This is a genomic window from Pseudomonas sp. NFACC45, from assembly GCF_900113505.1.
Taxonomy (GTDB): Bacteria; Pseudomonadota; Gammaproteobacteria; order Pseudomonadales; family Pseudomonadaceae; genus Aquipseudomonas; species Aquipseudomonas tehranensis.
In genome coordinates this window covers 355,718-372,535 of record NZ_FOPO01000003.1, presented here as the reverse complement: position 1 = coordinate 372,535, position 16,818 = coordinate 355,718, and the positions used below count along the sequence as shown (strand labels likewise).

Annotated in this window: 16 protein-coding genes; 9 read left to right on the top strand and 7 right to left on the bottom strand. The window is 61.3% G+C overall.

Annotation, left to right across the window (positions count from 1 at the left end; all coding sequences use genetic code 11):
• Nucleotides 1-30: 30 nt before the first annotated feature.
• The 4 genes from BM132_RS07385 to BM132_RS07370 are packed head-to-tail and all read left to right on the top strand — an operon-like array spanning nucleotide 31 to nucleotide 2,471.
• A complete protein-coding gene (locus BM132_RS07385; RefSeq protein ID WP_092397008.1) occupies nucleotides 31-336 on the top strand; it encodes a BufA1 family periplasmic bufferin-type metallophore in 306 nt (101 codons plus the stop codon).
• A gap of 25 nt (nucleotides 337-361) precedes the next feature.
• On the top strand, nucleotides 362-1,231 hold the full coding sequence (locus BM132_RS07380; RefSeq protein WP_092454292.1) for an MNIO family bufferin maturase: 870 nt from the start codon (nucleotides 362-364) through the stop codon (nucleotides 1,229-1,231).
• Nucleotides 1,228-1,998, top strand: coding sequence for an HvfC/BufC N-terminal domain-containing protein (locus tag BM132_RS07375; RefSeq protein WP_092397004.1), 771 nt, complete (start codon nucleotides 1,228-1,230; stop codon nucleotides 1,996-1,998). The genes BM132_RS07380 and BM132_RS07375 overlap by 4 nt, the downstream gene beginning before the upstream one ends.
• Nucleotides 1,995-2,471, top strand: coding sequence for a DoxX family protein (locus BM132_RS07370; protein WP_092397002.1), 477 nt, complete (start codon nucleotides 1,995-1,997; stop codon nucleotides 2,469-2,471). Before BM132_RS07375 ends, BM132_RS07370 begins: the two co-directional genes overlap by 4 nt.
• Nucleotides 2,472-2,597: 126 nt before the next feature.
• On the opposite strand, the gene BM132_RS07365 is transcribed toward BM132_RS07370, so the two are convergent.
• Nucleotides 2,598-3,512: a LysR family transcriptional regulator gene (locus BM132_RS07365; RefSeq protein ID WP_092454290.1), complete on the bottom strand. Its 915-nt coding sequence runs from the start codon at nucleotides 3,510-3,512 to the stop codon at nucleotides 2,598-2,600.
• A 104-nt stretch (nucleotides 3,513-3,616) separates the two neighbouring features.
• On the opposite strand from BM132_RS07365, the gene BM132_RS07360 reads away from it, so the two are divergent.
• From BM132_RS07360 to BM132_RS07350, 3 genes are all read left to right on the top strand, one after another.
• Nucleotides 3,617-4,216: a short chain dehydrogenase gene (locus BM132_RS07360; RefSeq protein ID WP_092454288.1), complete on the top strand. Its 600-nt coding sequence runs from the start codon at nucleotides 3,617-3,619 to the stop codon at nucleotides 4,214-4,216.
• Nucleotides 4,217-4,275: 59 nt separating this feature from the next.
• The gene (locus tag BM132_RS07355) at nucleotides 4,276-4,950 is read left to right on the top strand and encodes a COG3650 family protein (protein WP_092454473.1); all 675 of its coding nucleotides are present in this window, start codon (nucleotides 4,276-4,278) and stop codon (nucleotides 4,948-4,950) included.
• 74 nt (nucleotides 4,951-5,024) lie between these two features.
• Nucleotides 5,025-6,638, top strand: a complete 1,614-nt coding sequence (locus BM132_RS07350; RefSeq protein ID WP_092454286.1) for an NAD(P)/FAD-dependent oxidoreductase — start codon at nucleotides 5,025-5,027, stop codon at nucleotides 6,636-6,638.
• A 129-nt stretch (nucleotides 6,639-6,767) separates the two neighbouring features.
• On the opposite strand, the gene BM132_RS07345 is transcribed toward BM132_RS07350, so the two are convergent.
• Complete coding sequence (locus BM132_RS07345) at nucleotides 6,768-7,862, bottom strand: PLP-dependent cysteine synthase family protein (protein WP_092454284.1); 1,095 nt, start codon at nucleotides 7,860-7,862, stop codon at nucleotides 6,768-6,770.
• A 266-nt stretch (nucleotides 7,863-8,128) separates the two neighbouring features.
• Between BM132_RS07345 and nhaA the strand changes: the two genes are divergently transcribed.
• Nucleotides 8,129-9,319: a Na+/H+ antiporter NhaA gene (gene nhaA, locus BM132_RS07340; RefSeq protein ID WP_092396992.1), complete on the top strand. Its 1,191-nt coding sequence runs from the start codon at nucleotides 8,129-8,131 to the stop codon at nucleotides 9,317-9,319.
• A 1,067-nt stretch (nucleotides 9,320-10,386) separates the two neighbouring features.
• On the opposite strand, the gene BM132_RS07335 is transcribed toward nhaA, so the two are convergent.
• The gene (locus BM132_RS07335) at nucleotides 10,387-10,851 is read right to left on the bottom strand and encodes an outer membrane lipoprotein (protein ID WP_092454282.1); all 465 of its coding nucleotides are present in this window, start codon (nucleotides 10,849-10,851) and stop codon (nucleotides 10,387-10,389) included.
• Nucleotides 10,852-11,024: 173 nt separating this feature from the next.
• Here BM132_RS07335 and BM132_RS07330 point away from each other — a divergent pair, with 173 nt between their 5' ends.
• Nucleotides 11,025-11,309 carry a hypothetical protein gene (locus BM132_RS07330; RefSeq protein ID WP_092454279.1) on the top strand — a complete coding sequence of 95 codons (285 nt, stop codon included), beginning with the start codon at nucleotides 11,025-11,027 and terminating at the stop codon, nucleotides 11,307-11,309.
• Here the strand turns inward: BM132_RS07330 and pdxH are convergent.
• The 4 genes from pdxH to dinG form a co-directional block, all read right to left on the bottom strand.
• Nucleotides 11,257-11,904: a pyridoxamine 5'-phosphate oxidase gene (pdxH, locus tag BM132_RS07325; RefSeq protein ID WP_092454277.1), complete on the bottom strand. Its 648-nt coding sequence runs from the start codon at nucleotides 11,902-11,904 to the stop codon at nucleotides 11,257-11,259. The genes BM132_RS07330 and pdxH overlap by 53 nt on opposite strands.
• A gap of 24 nt (nucleotides 11,905-11,928) precedes the next feature.
• Nucleotides 11,929-13,041: an OmpA family protein gene (locus BM132_RS07320; RefSeq protein ID WP_092454275.1), complete on the bottom strand. Its 1,113-nt coding sequence runs from the start codon at nucleotides 13,039-13,041 to the stop codon at nucleotides 11,929-11,931.
• A gap of 119 nt (nucleotides 13,042-13,160) precedes the next feature.
• On the bottom strand, nucleotides 13,161-14,306 hold the full coding sequence (locus tag BM132_RS07315; protein ID WP_092454272.1) for a serine hydrolase domain-containing protein: 1,146 nt from the start codon (nucleotides 14,304-14,306) through the stop codon (nucleotides 13,161-13,163).
• Nucleotides 14,307-14,592: 286 nt separating this feature from the next.
• The gene (gene dinG / locus BM132_RS07310; RefSeq protein WP_092454270.1) at nucleotides 14,593-16,737 is read right to left on the bottom strand and encodes an ATP-dependent DNA helicase DinG; all 2,145 of its coding nucleotides are present in this window, start codon (nucleotides 16,735-16,737) and stop codon (nucleotides 14,593-14,595) included.
• Between the last annotated feature and the right edge of the window lie 81 nt (nucleotides 16,738-16,818).

The window sequence follows — 16,818 nt, the reverse complement described above, 5'->3', positions numbered from 1 at the left end:
CGGTTCATTTCCTGAAACTGGAGAATCATCATGACTGCTTCGACCCGCACCCTGTCCGCCGCCGCCCTGGCCCTGGCCCTTGGCTCCGCCTTGAGCATGACAGGCGTCTCGACTGTCCATGCCGCTGACGACACCATGGAAAAATGCTTCGGTGTCGCCCTCAAAGGCCAGAACGACTGCGCCGCCGGCGCTGGCACCACCTGTGCCGGCACCGCGAAAATGGACTATCAGGCCAACGCCTGGAAATCGGTCCCTAAAGGCACCTGCACCACCATGGAAAGCAAAACCTCCCCGACTGGTTTCGGCCAGCTCGAAGCGTTCAAAGCCAAGTCTTGATCGCATCTGCCTGAGGCCAATCTCCATGTCGAAAGCCCCCTCCCTCGCCACCGATACCCGGCTACCGCCAAGGGCAGGGTTGGGGCTCAAGACCGAGCATTTTCGTGAAGTGCTCCAGACCCGACCGGATCTGGGTTTCTTCGAAGTGCACGCGGAAAACTACATGGTGGCCGGCGGGCCGTTTCATCACTTCCTGGGGCGGATACGCGAACAGTATCCGTTGTCACTGCACGGTGTCGGTCTGTCGATCGGTGGCGAGGGTCCGTTGGACAATGCGCATCTGCAACGTCTGGCAGCACTGATCGAACGCTATCAGCCCCAGTCTTTTTCCGAACACCTGGCCTGGTCCAGCCATGGCCCGATGTTCCTCAATGACCTGTTGCCCCTGGCCTGCGATGAAACGACGCTCAAGCGCGTCTGCGAACACATCGATCAGGTCCAGTCCAGCCTCAAATGCACGCTGCTACTGGAAAACCCGGCCACTTATCTGGCGTTCGAGGATTCAACCCTCGACGAGCCCGACTTCATCAGTGAAGTCATCCGTCGCACCGGCTGTGGACTGTTGCTGGATGTGAACAACGTCTACGTTTCGTGCATCAATCATTGCCGTGATCCCTTGGCCTACCTCGACGCATTGCCTCTGCTCGCCACCGGGGAAATTCATCTGGCCGGGTTTGCCGAAGACGCCGACAGCCTGGGTGAGCGTTTGCTGATCGATGACCACGGTGCGCCCATCGATAACGAGGTCTGGCGCTTGTATCGCACGGTACTGGCGCGGACCGGGCCAGTCGCCACGCTGATCGAATGGGACAACCGCATCCCTGCATTGGGAGTGCTGCTGGCCGAAGCCGCTCAAGCCGATCAACTGTTAAACACCGCAGGGGGCCGGCCATGAGCCGCTACAGCGAATTCGCCGCTGCCCTGCTCGACCCGCGCAAAGCTTGCCCGCAGGGTTTGACCTGCGCCACGGGCGCCGATCCAGCGAGCCGGTTCGCCGTGTACCGCAACAACGTGCTCAGCTCGTTGATCAACGCCCTGGCCGACAACTACCCGGTGGTGGCGCAACTGGTGGGTGAAGATTTTTTCCGCGCCATGGCCGGGACCTACGTCCAGTCCGCCGCGCCGCGAAGCCCGATGATGAGCGACTACGGTGCCGACTTTGCCGGGTTCATCGAACATTTCGAACCCGCCGCCAGCGTGCCGTACCTGGCGGATGTCGCCCGACTGGAGCGCTTGCAGGTGCAAGCCTGGCACGCCGCCGACGCCCGGCCCATGGACGCACACCAGGTCATGCAAGTGCTGTCATCCCCCGCATCCCATGATCATCTGAGGGTTGGTCTTCACCCGTCACTGCACCTGTTGCAATCACCCTTCGCCGTGGTGGCGATCTGGGCGGCCCATCAACAAGCGCCCGTCGTGCCGTTCGACCCCTTCTCACCGCAATGCGCCCTGGTACTGCGCAACGACCTGGAGATGGAAGTGTTTGCGATCAGCCCCGGTACCCACGATTTCATCCAGGACCTGCTGCAAGGTGTGTCCCTGTCCGCGGCCATTGATGCCTCAACCGGGCGCGACAGCGATCTGGAACTGGAGCACACCCTGGCGCAGCTCATCAGCCACCGAGCCATCATCCATTTGTTACCTGAGCAGGTATTGCCATGAACGCCCTGATCACTCGCGCCATCCAATGGCTGGATAAAATCCCTCACAGCCTGATCGCCTTCGTCGCACGATTCTCCATAGCCGCGGTGTTCTGGAAATCCGGCCAGACCAAAATCGAAGGCCTGGCCATCGACCTGATCGACGGCACCTTCCAGCTCGGCGTGCCGCGACTGGCCGATTCGACCATTCCCCTGTTCAAAAGCGAATACGCCTTGCCGCTGCTGTCGCCAGAACTGGCGGCGCATCTGGCGGCAGTGGCCGAGCATGTGTTCCCGACCCTGATTCTGTTTGGCCTGGCGACACGCTTCTCGGCCCTGGCCCTGCTGGGCATGACCTTGACCATTCAACTGTTCGTCTACCCCGACGCCTATCCGACCCATGGCACCTGGGCGGCGGTACTGCTTTATCTGATGGCCCGCGGGCCGGGCAAACTGTCCATCGACCACCTGATCGCCAGGCACTACGCTCGCTGATCAAGGTCGGGACTCCTGTGGGAGCGAGCCTGCTCGCGATAGCAATATCAGCGTCAACGCAGTGGTTGACTGATCCACCGCTATCGCGAGCAGGCTCGCTCCCACAAGGGCTCGTGTGATGCCTTGCTATCGCTGAAGCCGATCCAGCGCCTCGCCACTGCGCTTGAACCAGTCGATCAGATAATCGGCCAGCACCTGGGTGCGCTTGGGCAAACCGCCCTGGTACGGATGCACGAGGTACATCGGCATGCGACGGGTCTGAAAGTCCCTGAGCAACCAGCGCAAACGCCCGTCAGCCAATTCCTCATGCAACAGATAGGACGGCAACCGGGCGATCCCGGCGCTGGCCAGGGCGGCTTTTTTCAGCAGGCTGTAGTGATTGCTGGCGAACGGCCCCGATACCCGCACCCGCAACAATTCGTGTTGCTGGTGATAGAGCCATTCCTCCCGACCGCTGTAATGACTGTTGAGCAGGCAGCGGTGTGCCGTAAGGCCCTGGGGTGTCAGGGGTTCGCCGTAGTGTTCGAGGTAGGCCGGGCTGGCGCAGGTCAGCTCATGCCAGGCCAGCAACGGACGCGCTACCAGGCGCTCATCAAGGGCCGCGTCGGAGCGGATCGCCAGGTCGAAGCCATCACGGGACAGATCCCGGTAGCCGTTGTTGAGCTCCAGTTCGATCTGCACGTCGGGGTAGCGCTGGGCGAACTCCGTCAGCAAACCTTCAAAGAAGGTTTCGCCCAACGACACCGGAACCGTCATACGCACCGGCCCGGAAATTTCGTCCTTCAGGCGAGCCAGAGCCTGACGCGCCCTTTGCACCTGCACCAACAACGCCTGGGCCTGGGGCAATAATGCAGCCCCCGCTGCCGTGAGACTCAAGCGCCGCGTGGTGCGCTGTAGCAACACCACCGAGAACCGACTCTCCAGCAGGCTGATGCGCTTGGATAACTGGCCCTTGCTGCAGCCCAATTGCTGGGCCGCCAGGGTGAAACTACCCGCCTCGATCAACACGGCGAACGCCGCCAGGTCGTCCATTTCGCTCATCAGATTGTTTCCAATTGAAAACCAAAGGTTGCCTATTAGCACGATTATCAAGAGAAAGAACCTCTCTAGACTGATGTCTCATCCAGCCCATTGAGGAACAGCTAATGAAAATCCTGTTGATCGGCGCCAGCGGCACCATTGGTTCGGCCATTGATAACGAACTGTCGCCGCGTCACGACATTGTGCGTATCGGCCGTCACAGCGGCGACCTGCACGTGGATATCAGTGACAGCAGCTCGATCCGCGCCCTGTTCGAGAAGACCGGCCACTTCGATGCGCTGGTCTGCGCAGCGGGCAACGTCACCTTTGCCCCCTTGGACGAGATGACGCAGGACAGCTTCGCCTTGGGCTTGAAAGACAAACTGATGGGCCAGGTCAACCTGCTGCTGATCGGCCGCGAATTCGCCAACGACGGGGCGTCCTTCACCTTCACCACTGGCGTGCTCAGCCACGATCCGATCAGAAGCGGTGCATCGGCGGCCCTGGTCAACGGTGCCCTGGACAGTTTCGTGCGGGCCGCGGCCATCGAATTGCCCCGGGGCTTGCGGGTCAACTCAGTGAGTCCGAACGTGCTGCTCGAAGCCATGGACAACTATGCCCCGTACTTCCGTGGCTATAAGCCGGTGCCAGCCGCCGATGTCGCATTGGCCTACGCCAAGAGTGTCGAAGGCCTGCAGACCGGGCAGACCTTTCACGTTGGTTGACCCCTTGTGATGCAGGATCAGTCTGCGTAACGTGGCGGCACTTGTCTGGAGACTCAATGATGCGTGCCGCTCGTTCCCTGCTGTTTGTCGCCCTCCTGCCGCTTTTCGCCGGCTGCCAGTTGCTCGACGCTCCACCTCAGAGCGTTTCCCATGCCGGCCAGATGCGCATGCAGGGCGAACTGACTGCAGCCGATGGCAAGTTGGTATTTCAGCCGTGCCAGGAACAGCGTCGTTACATCGTCAACGACAGCGGCGGCACCAGCGTGCTGCAAGAGGCCGCCAACCTGGCCGATGACCAGGGCAAACTGTTTGCCGATGTGCGAGGCCATATCGTCACCAGCGCAGCGGCCGGTACCGACAGCCAATTGAACCTGGAACAACTGTATCGTCTGGAACGTTCAGGCAACGCTTGCGACGACGCTGACTTCAAGCGGCTGCTCCTGCGCGCCGCGGGCCATGGCCCCGAGTGGACTCTGGACGCCCGCGGCAATGGCCTGGTGCTCGAACGTGAGGGCCAGCCACCTCTGGCAGTGCCTTTCGTTGAAGAACAACTGGGCGATGGCCGCTTCAATCTCGGCACCGAAGCCAACGGCCAGAAGGTCGAGCTTTGGGTCACTCCCCAGCGCTGCGTCGACAGCGCGACCGGCAGCGTGCAGCACATGAGCGCCGAGCTGCGGGTCAACGGTCAGGTACAGCGCGGCTGCGCTTACTTCGGCGGTGCGCGTAACGACTGATTCGAAGGTTTTTGGCTTATAATCGCCGCCTCACGCCCTGGCGCAGTTGTGCGTCCCGCGAACCGGATCCTGTCATGTTACGAATCACCGAACTCAAGCTGCCGATCGACCATCCCGAAGAAGACCTGCGCCCAGCCATCGTGCAGCGTCTGGGCATCGCCAGCGATGACCTGCTCGACTTCACCCTGTTCAAACGCAGCTACGATGCGCGTAAGAAGTCCTCCGAACTGTGCTTCATCTACACCATCGACCTGACGGTGCGCGATGAAGCCGGCTTGCTGCGCAAGTTCGCCGATGACCGTAACGTCAACCCGGCGCCGGATGTCAGCTATAAAGTGGTAGGCCAGGCGCCCGCCGACCTGAGCGAGCGGCCGATCGTGGTCGGCTTCGGCCCGTGCGGGATCTTCGCCGCCATGTTGCTGGCACAGATGGGCTTCAAGCCGATCATCCTCGAGCGCGGCCCCGAAGTGCGCCAACGCACCAAGGACACTTGGGGCCTGTGGCGCAAAAGTGTGCTCAACCCCGAATCCAACGTGCAGTTCGGCGAAGGCGGTGCGGGGACGTTCTCCGATGGCAAGCTCTACAGCCAGATCAAGGACCCCAAGTTCCTGGGTCGCAAAGTGCTGCACGAATTCGTCAAGGCCGGCGCGCCGGAAGAAATCCTCTACGTCAGCAAGCCGCACATCGGTACGTTCCGCCTGACAGGCGTCGTGGAAAACATGCGTGAGCAGATTCGCGCCCTCGGCGGTGAAGTACGCTTCCAGCAGCGGGTCACGGATGTGTTGATCGAGGACGGCCAGTTGGTCGGTGTTGAACTGGCCAGTGGCGAACGTATTCATTCCAGACATGTGATTCTGGCCCTGGGCCACAGCGCCCGGGACACGTTCCGCATGCTCCACGGCCGCGGCGTGTACATGGAAGCCAAGCCGTTCTCGGTGGGGTTCCGTATCGAACACCCGCAATCGCTGATCGACAGCGCGCGCCTGGGCAAATATGCCGGCCACCCGAAGCTTGGCGCCGCCGATTACAAACTGGTGCACCACGCCAAGAACGGTCGCTCGGTGTACAGCTTCTGCATGTGTCCGGGCGGCACCGTGGTGGCGGCCACCTCCGAGCCGAACCGCGTCGTGACCAACGGCATGAGCCAGTATTCACGCAACGAACGCAACGCCAACTCCGGCATCGTGGTGGGCATTACCCCGGAAGTGGATTACCCGGGCGGCCCCTTGGCAGGCATCGAACTGCAGGAGCGTCTGGAATCCCACGCTTTCGTGCTCGGTGGCAGCAACTACGAAGCCCCGGCACAACTGGTGGGCGACTTCATTGCCGGCAAACCGTCTACGGCGCTGGGCAGCGTCGAGCCGTCCTACAAACCGGGGGTGTCTTTGGGCGACCTGGCCCTGGCCCTGCCCGACTTCGCCATCGAAGCCATCCGTGAAGCCCTGCCAGCTTTCGAAAAGCAGATTCGCGGCTACTCGCTGCACGACGCCGTGCTGACCGGCATTGAAACCCGCACCTCGTCGCCGCTGCGCATCACCCGCGATGAAACGTTGCAAAGCCTGAACGTCAAGGGCTTGTTCCCGGCTGGCGAAGGCGCTGGCTACGCGGGCGGGATTCTGTCGGCGGGCGTGGACGGGATCCGGATTGCCGAGGCGGTGGCACGGGATATCCTGGGCCTGGAAGCCTGACAGCGTTCCTTCCAATGTGGGAGCGAGCCTGCTCGCGATTGCGGTTCAACGCTCGAAATAGATGTTGAATGACCCACCGCTATCGCGAGCAGGCTCGCTCCCACAAGGAAATTCAGTGTTTTCCAGTGTTCAGATATTGGCTCGAAGCACGCTTTCCGGCAGCGCCTCACCCCGCTCCACACTCGCCGCCACGGCATCCATCAGCCCGCTTAACTCGTAGCCCTGGGCCTTGAGCCACGCCGGATCGTAGTAGGTCGTGGCATAGCGCTCTCCCCCATCACACAAGATTGCCACGATCGAGCCCGTCTCCCCGGCTTCCACCATCTGCCTGGCGGCGATCAGCGCACCGATCAGGTTAGTGCCGCTGGATCCGCCGACCCGTCGGCCCAATCGCTGGGCCAGATAGTGCATGGCCGCCAGCGACAAGGCATCCGGCACTTTGACCATCGCATCGATCACCTTGGGCAAAAACGACGCCTCGACCCGTGGCCGGCCAATGCCCTCGATTCGCGAACCGCAATCCAGGCGCAGACTCGCATCGCCGCTGCGGTAGTAGTCGAAGAACACCGAACGCTCGGCGTCGGCACACAGCACACGGGTACAGTGCTGGCGGTAGCGTACGTAACGGCCCAGGGTCGCGGTGGTGCCGCCGGTGCCGGGGCTGGAAATCAGCCAGCTCGGCTCCGGATGCCGCTCGAAACGCATCTGCTGGAAGATCGATTCGGCAATGTTGTTGTTGGCACGCCAGTCCGTGGCGCGCTCGGCGTAGGTGAACTGGTCGATGAAGTGGCCGTCATGCTCACGGGCCAAACGCTCGGACTCGGCGTAGATCTGCGTAGGATCGTCCACCAGATGACTCTGGCCACCATAGAAGGCGATCTGTGCGATTTTTTCCCTGGACGTGGTCGCCGGCATCACCGCAATAAAGGGCAAGCCCAAAAGCCTCGCGAAGTAAGCCTCGGAAATGGCCGTCGATCCACTTGAAGCCTCGATCACCGGCGCTCCAGGCTTGAGCCAGCCGTTACACAACGCGTAGAGAAACAGCGAGCGGGCGAGTCGATGCTTGAGGCTGCCGGTGGGGTGGCTGGATTCATCCTTGAAGTACAACTCGATACCCGGCAGCCCTGGCAGCGCCAGTGGAATCAAATGGGTGTCGGCGCTGCGCTGGAAGTCAGCTTCGATAATACGGATCGCTTCACGCGCCCACTGGCGGTGGTCATTCATGGTGTCTTCTCACTGGATCGATGCGACGCGGGGTAACCTGACGTTCAGGCAGGCACGATTTGTCTCGGAAAAACCAGGCGCAAGCTTAGGAAAAAACCGACATCGCGCACAGGTACAGCTAAGGTCCAATATGGCCTGTCACTGCCCACCGAGTGCAGCCCATGTGCTGTAACGACATATAACAAAAAAGAATATAACTTTTGTTTTAACTACTAACAGTACGGGTTAGGGTGGGCCATCTTTTTGATTTGATAGGGAGAGCTACCTTGGCTATCCGTAGCACTTTGGCACGTTTTCTTCAGTTGGAAGCCGCTGGCGGCCTGCTTTTGATTGCCGCCGCCGTCCTGGCACTGATACTCAATAACTCACCGCTGTCCTGGCTCTATACGGACTTTCTGGACGCCCCCGTGGTGGCCCAGATCGGAGCGCTGAAAATCGCCAAGCCGGCGCTGCTGTGGATCAATGACGGCCTGATGGCCCTGTTCTTCCTGCTGATTGGCCTGGAAGTCAAACGCGAGATACTCGACGGACAGCTGTCGAATCCCTCGCAAATCGTCTTGCCGGGTGCCGCGGCGATTGGCGGTATGGTGGTGCCGGCGCTGATCTACTGGTTCCTCAATCGTGACAACCCGGGCGCCCTCGCAGGCTGGGCGATCCCTACAGCCACGGACATTGCTTTCGCCCTCGGCGTGCTGGCCTTGCTGGGCAAGCGAGTGCCTGTGTCGCTCAAATTGTTCCTGATGACCCTGGCGATCATCGACGACCTGGGTGCCATTGTCATCATTGCCGTTTTCTACTCCGGCACATTGTCCACCTTGTCACTGGCGCTTGCAGCCGCCTGTATCGCTGCGCTGGTGGCGATGAACCGGATGGGCGCGGTCAAGCTCGGCCCTTACATGATCGTCGGCCTGATTCTCTGGGTCTGCGTGCTCAAGAGCGGCGTCCATGCCACCCTCGCCGGGGTGACCCTGGCGTTCTGCATTCCGCTGCGCACAAAAAACGCCGAGACCTCACCACTGCTGACCCTGGAACACGCCCTGCACCCCTGGGTGGCCTACGGCATCCTGCCTCTGTTCGCCTTCGCCAACGCCGGCCTGTCACTGAGTGGCGTCACCCTCGAGAGCTTCACCCATCATGTGCCAATGGGCATCGCCGTCGGCCTGTTGCTGGGCAAGACCGTGGGTGTCTTCGGCCTGACCTGGCTGGCGGTCAAGATCGGCATCGCCAGCCTCCCTGCCAATGCCAATTGGGGCCAGATACTGGGTGTGGCCATCCTGTGCGGTATCGGTTTCACCATGAGCCTGTTTGTCGGGTCCCTGGCCTTCGTGCCCGGCGCCAGCGAGTATGCCGGTATGGACCGAATGGGGATTCTCACCGGCTCGCTGCTGGCGGCGTTGCTGGGTTACGCGGTGACAGCGGCGGCTAGTCGTAAGCAGACTGCATTTAAAGCCAACTAAAATCACCTGATCGTGGTGATGTTTGTTGTGTGTTTATTGGTGTGTATATCCGTTTCTTCGGTGACGGCCACTGGCGGTTCCGCTCTTACAGCGGCTCACTTTTGAAGAGCGCAAAAGTAAGCAAAACGCTTTGCCCCACCACTCGGCACCTCGCCTAGGCTCGGTGTGCCCTCACTCCGGCATTGCTCCGTGGGCCCGCCGCGAAGGGCCATCCATGGCCCAGCGCGGCTATCCCGGCATCCATGCCGGGATGCCCACTGCGCAATGCCTGCGTTCAGCCAGCGTGGTTAACGGGGCGTCCGAGATCAACGTCCACCGCGAGGCGGCCTTATAGCCGACCTGTTTTTTTTGATGATCGCGTTTTTCCTGTGGGAGCGAGCCTGCTCGCGAAAAGGTCGACACATGCAACATCTTCGTCAACTGTGTAGCCGCCTTTTCAGCCTTGCGATAGTTCAGTTACATAGCGATTGAATGGACTGCCGTCATCGCGAGCAGGCTCGCTCCCACATTCGACCTTTCAGCGAGCACAAATTTATATCCAACACAGAACCACTGAGGGAGCGGGCTTGTTCGCGAAAGGCCAACACACCCAACATCTTCATCGACTGTGATACCGCTTTCGTGAGCAAGCCAGCTTCCACAGGGGAAACGCGATCAATCAATAAACAGGTCGGCTATAAGGCCGCCTCGCGGTGGACGTTGATCTCGGACGCCCCGTTAACCACGCAGGCTGAACGCAGGCATTGTGGAGTGGGCATCCCGGCATGGATGCCGGGATAGCCGCGCTGGGCCATGGATGGCCCTTCGCGGCGGCCCACGGAGCAATGCCTTCGTTCAGGCATGCCGAGCCTAGGCGAGGCACCGAGTGGTGGGGCAGAAGCGTTTTGCTTACTTTTCGCCGGGCCGCGTAGGCTCTTCAAAAGTGAGCCGCTGTAAGAGCGGAACCATAAGCGGCCGTTACCGAAGAAACGGATATACACGCCGCGCCCCCCACCCGAAACGAAGCCATAAAAAAACCGCGCCTCCCCGTTCAGGAAAAAGCGCGGTTTTCTCTTAGCGATTCCAGCTTAGTGCGATACGCGACTCGTACCATCCACAGTGGAAATACGAACCCGCTCGCCCACACGGAACACTTCGTTTTCCTGAACCTGTTGCACATAGGCGCGCACGCTACCGTCGTCTTCGCGAACGGTGATTTCCACACCCTGGGTACGGGTCAGGCCTTCTTCGGTCGCGGAGCCGATCAGGCCGCCGGCCACGGCGCCGATCACGGCAGCAACGATGCTGCCACGGCCGCCACCGATGGCGCTGCCACCCACACCACCTACCACCGCACCCGCCGCGCCGCCGATCGGGGTCTTGGTGCCCTCGATCTTGACCGGACGCAAGGCTTCAATGGTCCCCATGCGAATCGTCTGCACGCGACGCGCTTCGTCACGGGAATAGGAGTCACCGGTCAGGCTCGACTGACAGCCAGTGAGCAACATCGCCATCGTGGAAAAGGAAGCAACCAGCAAAACAGACTTACGCATAGCATCAAACTCCAAAAGACAGGTATTCATTAAACTCCGCAGCTTGACGCCTGTCACGGCTTCGCCGGGATAAAATTGTTTTCATTCAGGTGGGATACAGACTCGCCCGAAAAATTCACCCAAACAGTAGCGCCAATTTCCGCTATCCGCGTCACTGACCTGAGGGGTTTCTCATGGATTACTTCATCATAGCCGCTACCACCGTAGCCGGTTTGTACTTTCATTGGTGGCTGTACGTGCGGATCAAGCGCTGGATGGACCGCGATCTGGCTCTGTCATTGGCGGGGCAGGATGAGCTGAAAAAAGCTTACATGCTGCAACAATTGGCCGACGCCCAACAGCAAGGGATCAAGCGGCGCGACCTGCCGCAATGGCTTCAGGCCGCCGCCGCGGGCTATCCCCAGGTTAAGGCGCCAGACGCTCGCGGACCCAGTTCGACTCTTGCAGGCGATAGTTGAGGCGATCATGCAGACGGCTCGCCCGCCCTTGCCAGAACTCGATACGCTCGGGCAGCAGACGATAGCCGCCCCAATGCTCCGGGCAGTGAGGCTGGCTGTCACTGAAGCGTTGTTCGGTGGCCTTGAGCAAGTCTTCCAGCTCACCTCGACCGGCAATCACCCGGCTTTGAGGTGAAGCCCAAGCCCCGAGGCGACTGCCCAATGGCCGCACCTGGTAATAGGCGTCCGACTCTTGCGCCGTGACCTTCAGCACCTTGCCTTCGATACGCACCTGACGCTCCAGCGTCGGCCAGAAAAAAGTCATGGCCGCGAACGGGTTCGTGGCCAGTTGCTGACCCTTCGCGCTGTCGTAGTTGGTGAAGAATGTGAAGCCTTGGGCATCGAGCCCCTTGAGCAGCAGGATCCGGCAATGCGGGCGCCCATCGGCATCCACGGTCGCCAAAGTCATGGCGTTGGCCTCCACCGGCGCCTGTTCGGTTTTCACCGCGTCGGCGAACCATTGGTGGAACAGCGCGAACGGCTCGGCCGGGGCCTGCGCCTCGGTCAGGCCATCGCGGGTGTAGTCGCGGCGCATATCAGCCAGCGTCTGGGTCATGGCGCGCTCCTTGTAATTAGCCCATCACTGCTTGGATGCATCGGCGGCCGCGACTTTCTTGGCATCGGTAGCGGCTTTGGTCGGTTGCGGCTTCTTCGCCACCGTCGCTTTCTTGGCCGGGGCTTTTTTGGCAGGAGCCTTGGCGGCGGCCTTTTTGACCGGGGCTTTTTTGGTAGCAACAGCCTTGGATTTGTTAGCCGCGGGCGCGGGCGCTGGCGCCAAAGCCGCAGGTTTCACGTCCTGGACCGCCACCAACCTTACTGGCGCCGGCGCCGGCATGTTGTACTTGCTCAGCAGCGCAACCATGGTGTTTTGCGGCGTGACCAGCAGCTCGACACGACGATTCAAAGCGCGACCTTCAACGCTGTCATTGGCGGCACGGGGCGCAACCGAACCCATGCCACGCAGCATCAGGCGATCACGCTGCAAGCCGCTGAGACGGAAAATCGCCGCCACGGATTGGGCGCGTTCCTGGCTGAGCTTCAGGTTGACCGGCGCAGCGCCCGACGTGTCGGCGTGGCCGAGGATCAGCACGGCAGTTTTCGGATCAGCTTCCAGAATTTTCGCCACGCGGGTGAACGGGCCGAGGCTCACCGGCAGCAGCATGGCCGGACGGTCCGGGTTGAAAGAGCCGTCCACCGGCGCGGTGACCACCAGCACGTCGTCGCGGCGCTCAAGTTCGAGCTTGCTGTCCTTGATGGCCGTGCGCAATTTCGGCTCGTAGTCGTCGAGCCAGGCCTGGGTGACTTTCGGATCCGGCATCGGTACCGCCTTGGCGGTTTCCTGATCGTTGCCGCCGAATGGCCACCACCACTTGCCGTTGCTTTCAGCTTCGGCCTTGGCGACGGTAACCGGCGCCTTGACTTCAGGTTTGGCGTCGACTTTTTTGGCGACGCCGTCGGTGGCGTCATCGGAAGAGAACGGCCACCACCAGTGAGGGGCACCCTCGGCCTTGGCTTGTGGCGCGACAGCAGCCGGTTTCAGCGGCGCCGTTGACGTCGGTTCTTTGGCCGCGACCTTGTCGGAGGCGCCGAACGGCCACCAGCCACTGCCGCCCTCGGCATCATTTTGTGGGTTTTGTGCGCAACCGGTGATAGCGAAGCACAGCGCCAGAGCGAGGGTTTTATTCGATGACATTGGATATCCACAAAATGATGTAAATGAAAAAACAAAAGGCCATGTTCGGGCCGCATAAACAGACGGTTGGAAACTGAAAGGAACACGAGGTTCCTGTGCCCGCCGCCTTCGCTAAGGTTTTATAGACAAGTGGCAAGTACCCGCGCAAGGTTCTGCGCCCGAGGATCCATCAAAACGTATGGCCCGAGGGTGTTTGTCACAAAGCCAAAAGCCACATCGTGCTCCGGGTCGGCAAAACCGATGGAGCCCCCTGCCCCAGGATGACCGAATGCCCGAGGGCCGAGGCCATAGGTCGCGTTCGGCACATCCGGCTGATCGAGCATGCAACCCAGGCCGAAACGGGTCTGGGTCAACAAGGTCTTGTCCTCGCCGAAGCTGTGCTGGCGAGTCAGTTCGTCGAGCATTTCGCCCTCCAGCAGGCTGCCGTCCAGTAGACCGGCATAGAACCCGGCCAGGCTGCGGGCGTTACCATGGCCGTTGGCCGCCGGTTGCTCCATGCGCCGCCACTCCGGCTTATTGGTGCTGGTCATGATCGAGGGCGGGTTAGTGAAGGCCCGGGTCGTCATGGCCGTGGGTTCGCGCATCGTCACTTGTAAAAGGCGCTGGGCCGCCGCATCGCCCACATTGCCTTTGCCGCGAGCGATGTGGGCTACGCGATGAAACTCTGCATCAGCCAGGCCGACGTGGAAATCCAGGCCCAACGGCTTGGCAATCCGGGCCACGATGGATGCCCCCGGCCCACGACCGTCAGCCCTGCGCAGCAGTTCGCCGACCAGCCAGCCGTAAGTGATCGCCGCGTAGCCGTGACCCTCTCCCGGCGTCCACCAGGGCGTTTCAGCGGCCAATGCATCGACCATGGTCTGCCAGCTATAAAGTGCTTCGGGCGCCAGCAGTTCACGTAACGCCGGCAACCCGGCCTGGTGGCAAAGCAACTGACGGAGCGTGACGGCTTGCTTGCCGGCTGCCGCGAACTCGGGCCAATAACGGGCGACAGGGGCGTCCAACTGCAGCTTGCCTTCGGCCACCAGTTGCAGGGCGGTAACGGCGGTGAACGTTTTGGTGCAGGAAAACAGGTTGGCGATGGTGTCGCTGTGCCAGGCTTCACTGCCATCCTTGTCCGCCGTGCCGGCCCACAGATCGATGACCGTGCGGCCGCCGACCTGAATGCACAACGCCGCGCCGCGCGCCTGAGGATCGTCGAACAGCGCCGCGAAGGCTTCACGCACCGCCTCGAATTGAAGCTCATAATGGCCTTGAATCTGCACCCGCAACTCCCTTGAAACAAACACTTTTTTGAAGTGGCCTGTATTGTTTCAGCCATTGAGGTTTTTGGGAACTGCTGGGAGACGGCTGACCGGACTGGCACTGGCCTTTGTGGCGAGGGAGCTTGCTCCCGCTCGGCTGCACCTGTAGGAGCTGTCGAGTGCAACGAGGCTGCGATCTTGTCCCAGACAGTTGAGTCGCAAGCGAAAGATCAAGATCAAAAGATCGCAGGCTTCGCCAGCTCCTACAGGCCCAGCGGTCCCTCGCCACAGCAAGTCATTGCACGTATCAGGAAATCTCCCGGCGGAACGGCGGCAGGGCGTTGAGGATCGCCTTGCCGTAGCGCTGGGTCACCAGTCGGCGGTCGAGCAAGGTGATGGTGCCGCGGTCTTCTTCGGTGCGCAGCAATCGACCACAGGCCTGGACTAGTTTCAGCGAGGCGTCCGGCACGGAAATTTCCATGAACGGGTTACCGCCGCGGGCTTCGATCCATTCGGCCAACGCGGCTTCCACCGGGTCGTCCGGAACCGAAAACGGGATCTTGGCGATCACCACGTGCTCACAGTAGGCACCGGGCAAATCCACGCCTTCGGCAAAACTCGCCAGGCCGAACAGCACGCTGGAATCTCCGCCGTCGACCCGCGCCTTGTGCTTGTTCAGGGTTTCCTGCTTGGACAGGTTGCCTTGGATAAACACTTGCTTGCGCCAATCGCGGTCGAGGCCGTCGAATACATCCTGCATCTGCTTGCGCGAGGAAAACAGCACCAGGGTCCCCCGCGAGCCTTCCACCAGTTCCGGCAGGTCGCGAATGATCGCCGCCGTGTGGGCGGCGGCATCCCGCGGATCAGCCTTGAGGTCCGGGACCCGCAGCACGCCGGCGTCGGCATGATGGAAGGGGCTCGGAACCACGGCGGTCACGGCTTTTTTCGGCAGGCCGGCGCGCATGCGGAAACGGTCGAACGTGCCCAGGGCAGTCAGCGTGGCAGAAGTCACCAGCGCGCCGTAGGCCACATTCCACAGGTTGCGACGCAGCATTTCCGCCGCCAAGATCGGGCTGGCATTGACCTCGATGTCGAACAGCGAGCCGCTTTCGGCCAGGGTCAACCAGCGCGCCATCGGCGGGTTGTCTTCCGGATCTTCAGTGGTGAACGCGGTCCACAACTCCCAGTTGCCCTGGGAGCGGGACAGCAGACTGCCGAACAGCGGGTACCACTCCTCGGCCTGGTTGCTGGCGATACCGATATTGACCTCACCGTCCATGCCTTCCTTGAGCAGGTCGGTCAGACGGGTGAACAGGTCGGTCAGGCGGGCGAAGCCTTTCTTGAGCTCGACGCCCATCTCGCGCATGTGCTCGGGAATGACGCCGCCGACAAAGCGATGGCGAGGTCGATCACGACCCTCGACGTCTTCGCCGGGCTTGAAATCCGCCACTTGCTCGCAGGCACTGAACATGAACTGCTGGTTCGTCTTGATCTCACGGGCCAGCTCGGGCACCTGTTCGATGAACTTGCCCAGGTCACCCGGCAGCGGGTGTTGAGCCAACAGCTTGGTGAGGTTCTTGGCGGTGGTTTCCAGCCAGTCAGCGGTGGAGCGCAGCCGGGTGTAATGGGCGAAATGGCCGATGGCCTTATCCGGCAGATGGTGACCTTCGTCGAACACATAGATCGTGTCACGCGGATCCGGCAGCACCGCGCCACCGCCCAGGGCCAGGTCGGCCAGGACCATGTCGTGGTTGGTGACAATGACGTCGACCTTGCCCATGCCTTCGCGGGCCTTGTAGAAGGCGCACTGGCCAAAGTTCGGGCAATGACGGTTGGTGCACTGGCTATGATCGGTCGTCAGGCGTGACCAGTCGGCGTCTTCCAGGGCGGTGGACCAGCTGTCGCGGTCGCCGTCCCATTTATTGCCGGCCAGTTTTTCGATCATGCTGGTAAACAGCTTCTGACTGGCCTCATCGACTTCGATCTTGAAGCCTTCTTCTTCGAACAACTGGGCCGTGGCGGTCTGCGCCTGGCCTTCCTGGAGCAACATGTCGAGCTTGGACAGGCACATGTAGCGCCCACGGCCCTTGGCCAGGGCGAAGCTGAAATTCAGCCCGCTGTTGCGCATAAGGTCAGGCAGGTCCTTGAAAACGATCTGCTCCTGCAAGGCAATCGTGGCCGTGGCGATCACCAGGCGTTTGCCGGCGGCCTTGGCGGTGGGGATTGCCGCTAGGCTGTAGGCCACGGTCTTGCCGGTGCCAGTGCCGGCCTCCACCGCCACGACGGCAGGCTCGCCACTGCGCCGGCCTTCGTCGTCGGTGTCGATGTCACCCAGGACTTTTGCCACTTCGGCAATCATCAGGCGCTGGCCATATCGCGGTTTGAGGCTCTTGGCTTCGAGAAAACGCGAATAGGCGCCCTGGATCGTGGTTTTGAGTTCGGTGCTGATCATGAATGGTCGGGCGCTAAAAACGCTGGATAAATTTTCAGTGGTTCGGATCGGCGGCTATCATACCCCGCTAATGAATCCTGC

Coding starts and splice junctions, on each gene's coding strand:
- BM132_RS07365 (WP_092454290.1), bottom strand. CDS start 3,512: ATGAGCGAAATGGACGACCTGGCGGCGTTCGCCGTGTTGATCGAGGCG.
- pdxH (WP_092454277.1), bottom strand. CDS start 11,904: ATGACCCAGACGCTGGCTGATATGCGCCGCGACTACACCCGCGATGGC.
- dinG (WP_092454270.1), bottom strand. CDS start 16,737: ATGATCAGCACCGAACTCAAAACCACGATCCAGGGCGCCTATTCGCGT.
- BM132_RS07375 (WP_092397004.1), top strand. CDS start 1,228: ATGAGCCGCTACAGCGAATTCGCCGCTGCCCTGCTCGACCCGCGCAAA.
- BM132_RS07330 (WP_092454279.1), top strand. CDS start 11,025: ATGGATTACTTCATCATAGCCGCTACCACCGTAGCCGGTTTGTACTTT.
- BM132_RS07385 (WP_092397008.1), top strand. CDS start 31: ATGACTGCTTCGACCCGCACCCTGTCCGCCGCCGCCCTGGCCCTGGCC.
- BM132_RS07370 (WP_092397002.1), top strand. CDS start 1,995: ATGAACGCCCTGATCACTCGCGCCATCCAATGGCTGGATAAAATCCCT.
- BM132_RS07380 (WP_092454292.1), top strand. CDS start 362: ATGTCGAAAGCCCCCTCCCTCGCCACCGATACCCGGCTACCGCCAAGG.
- BM132_RS07350 (WP_092454286.1), top strand. CDS start 5,025: ATGTTACGAATCACCGAACTCAAGCTGCCGATCGACCATCCCGAAGAA.
- BM132_RS07355 (WP_092454473.1), top strand. CDS start 4,276: ATGCGTGCCGCTCGTTCCCTGCTGTTTGTCGCCCTCCTGCCGCTTTTC.
- BM132_RS07360 (WP_092454288.1), top strand. CDS start 3,617: ATGAAAATCCTGTTGATCGGCGCCAGCGGCACCATTGGTTCGGCCATT.
- BM132_RS07320 (WP_092454275.1), bottom strand. CDS start 13,041: ATGTCATCGAATAAAACCCTCGCTCTGGCGCTGTGCTTCGCTATCACC.
- BM132_RS07345 (WP_092454284.1), bottom strand. CDS start 7,862: ATGAATGACCACCGCCAGTGGGCGCGTGAAGCGATCCGTATTATCGAA.
- BM132_RS07335 (WP_092454282.1), bottom strand. CDS start 10,851: ATGCGTAAGTCTGTTTTGCTGGTTGCTTCCTTTTCCACGATGGCGATG.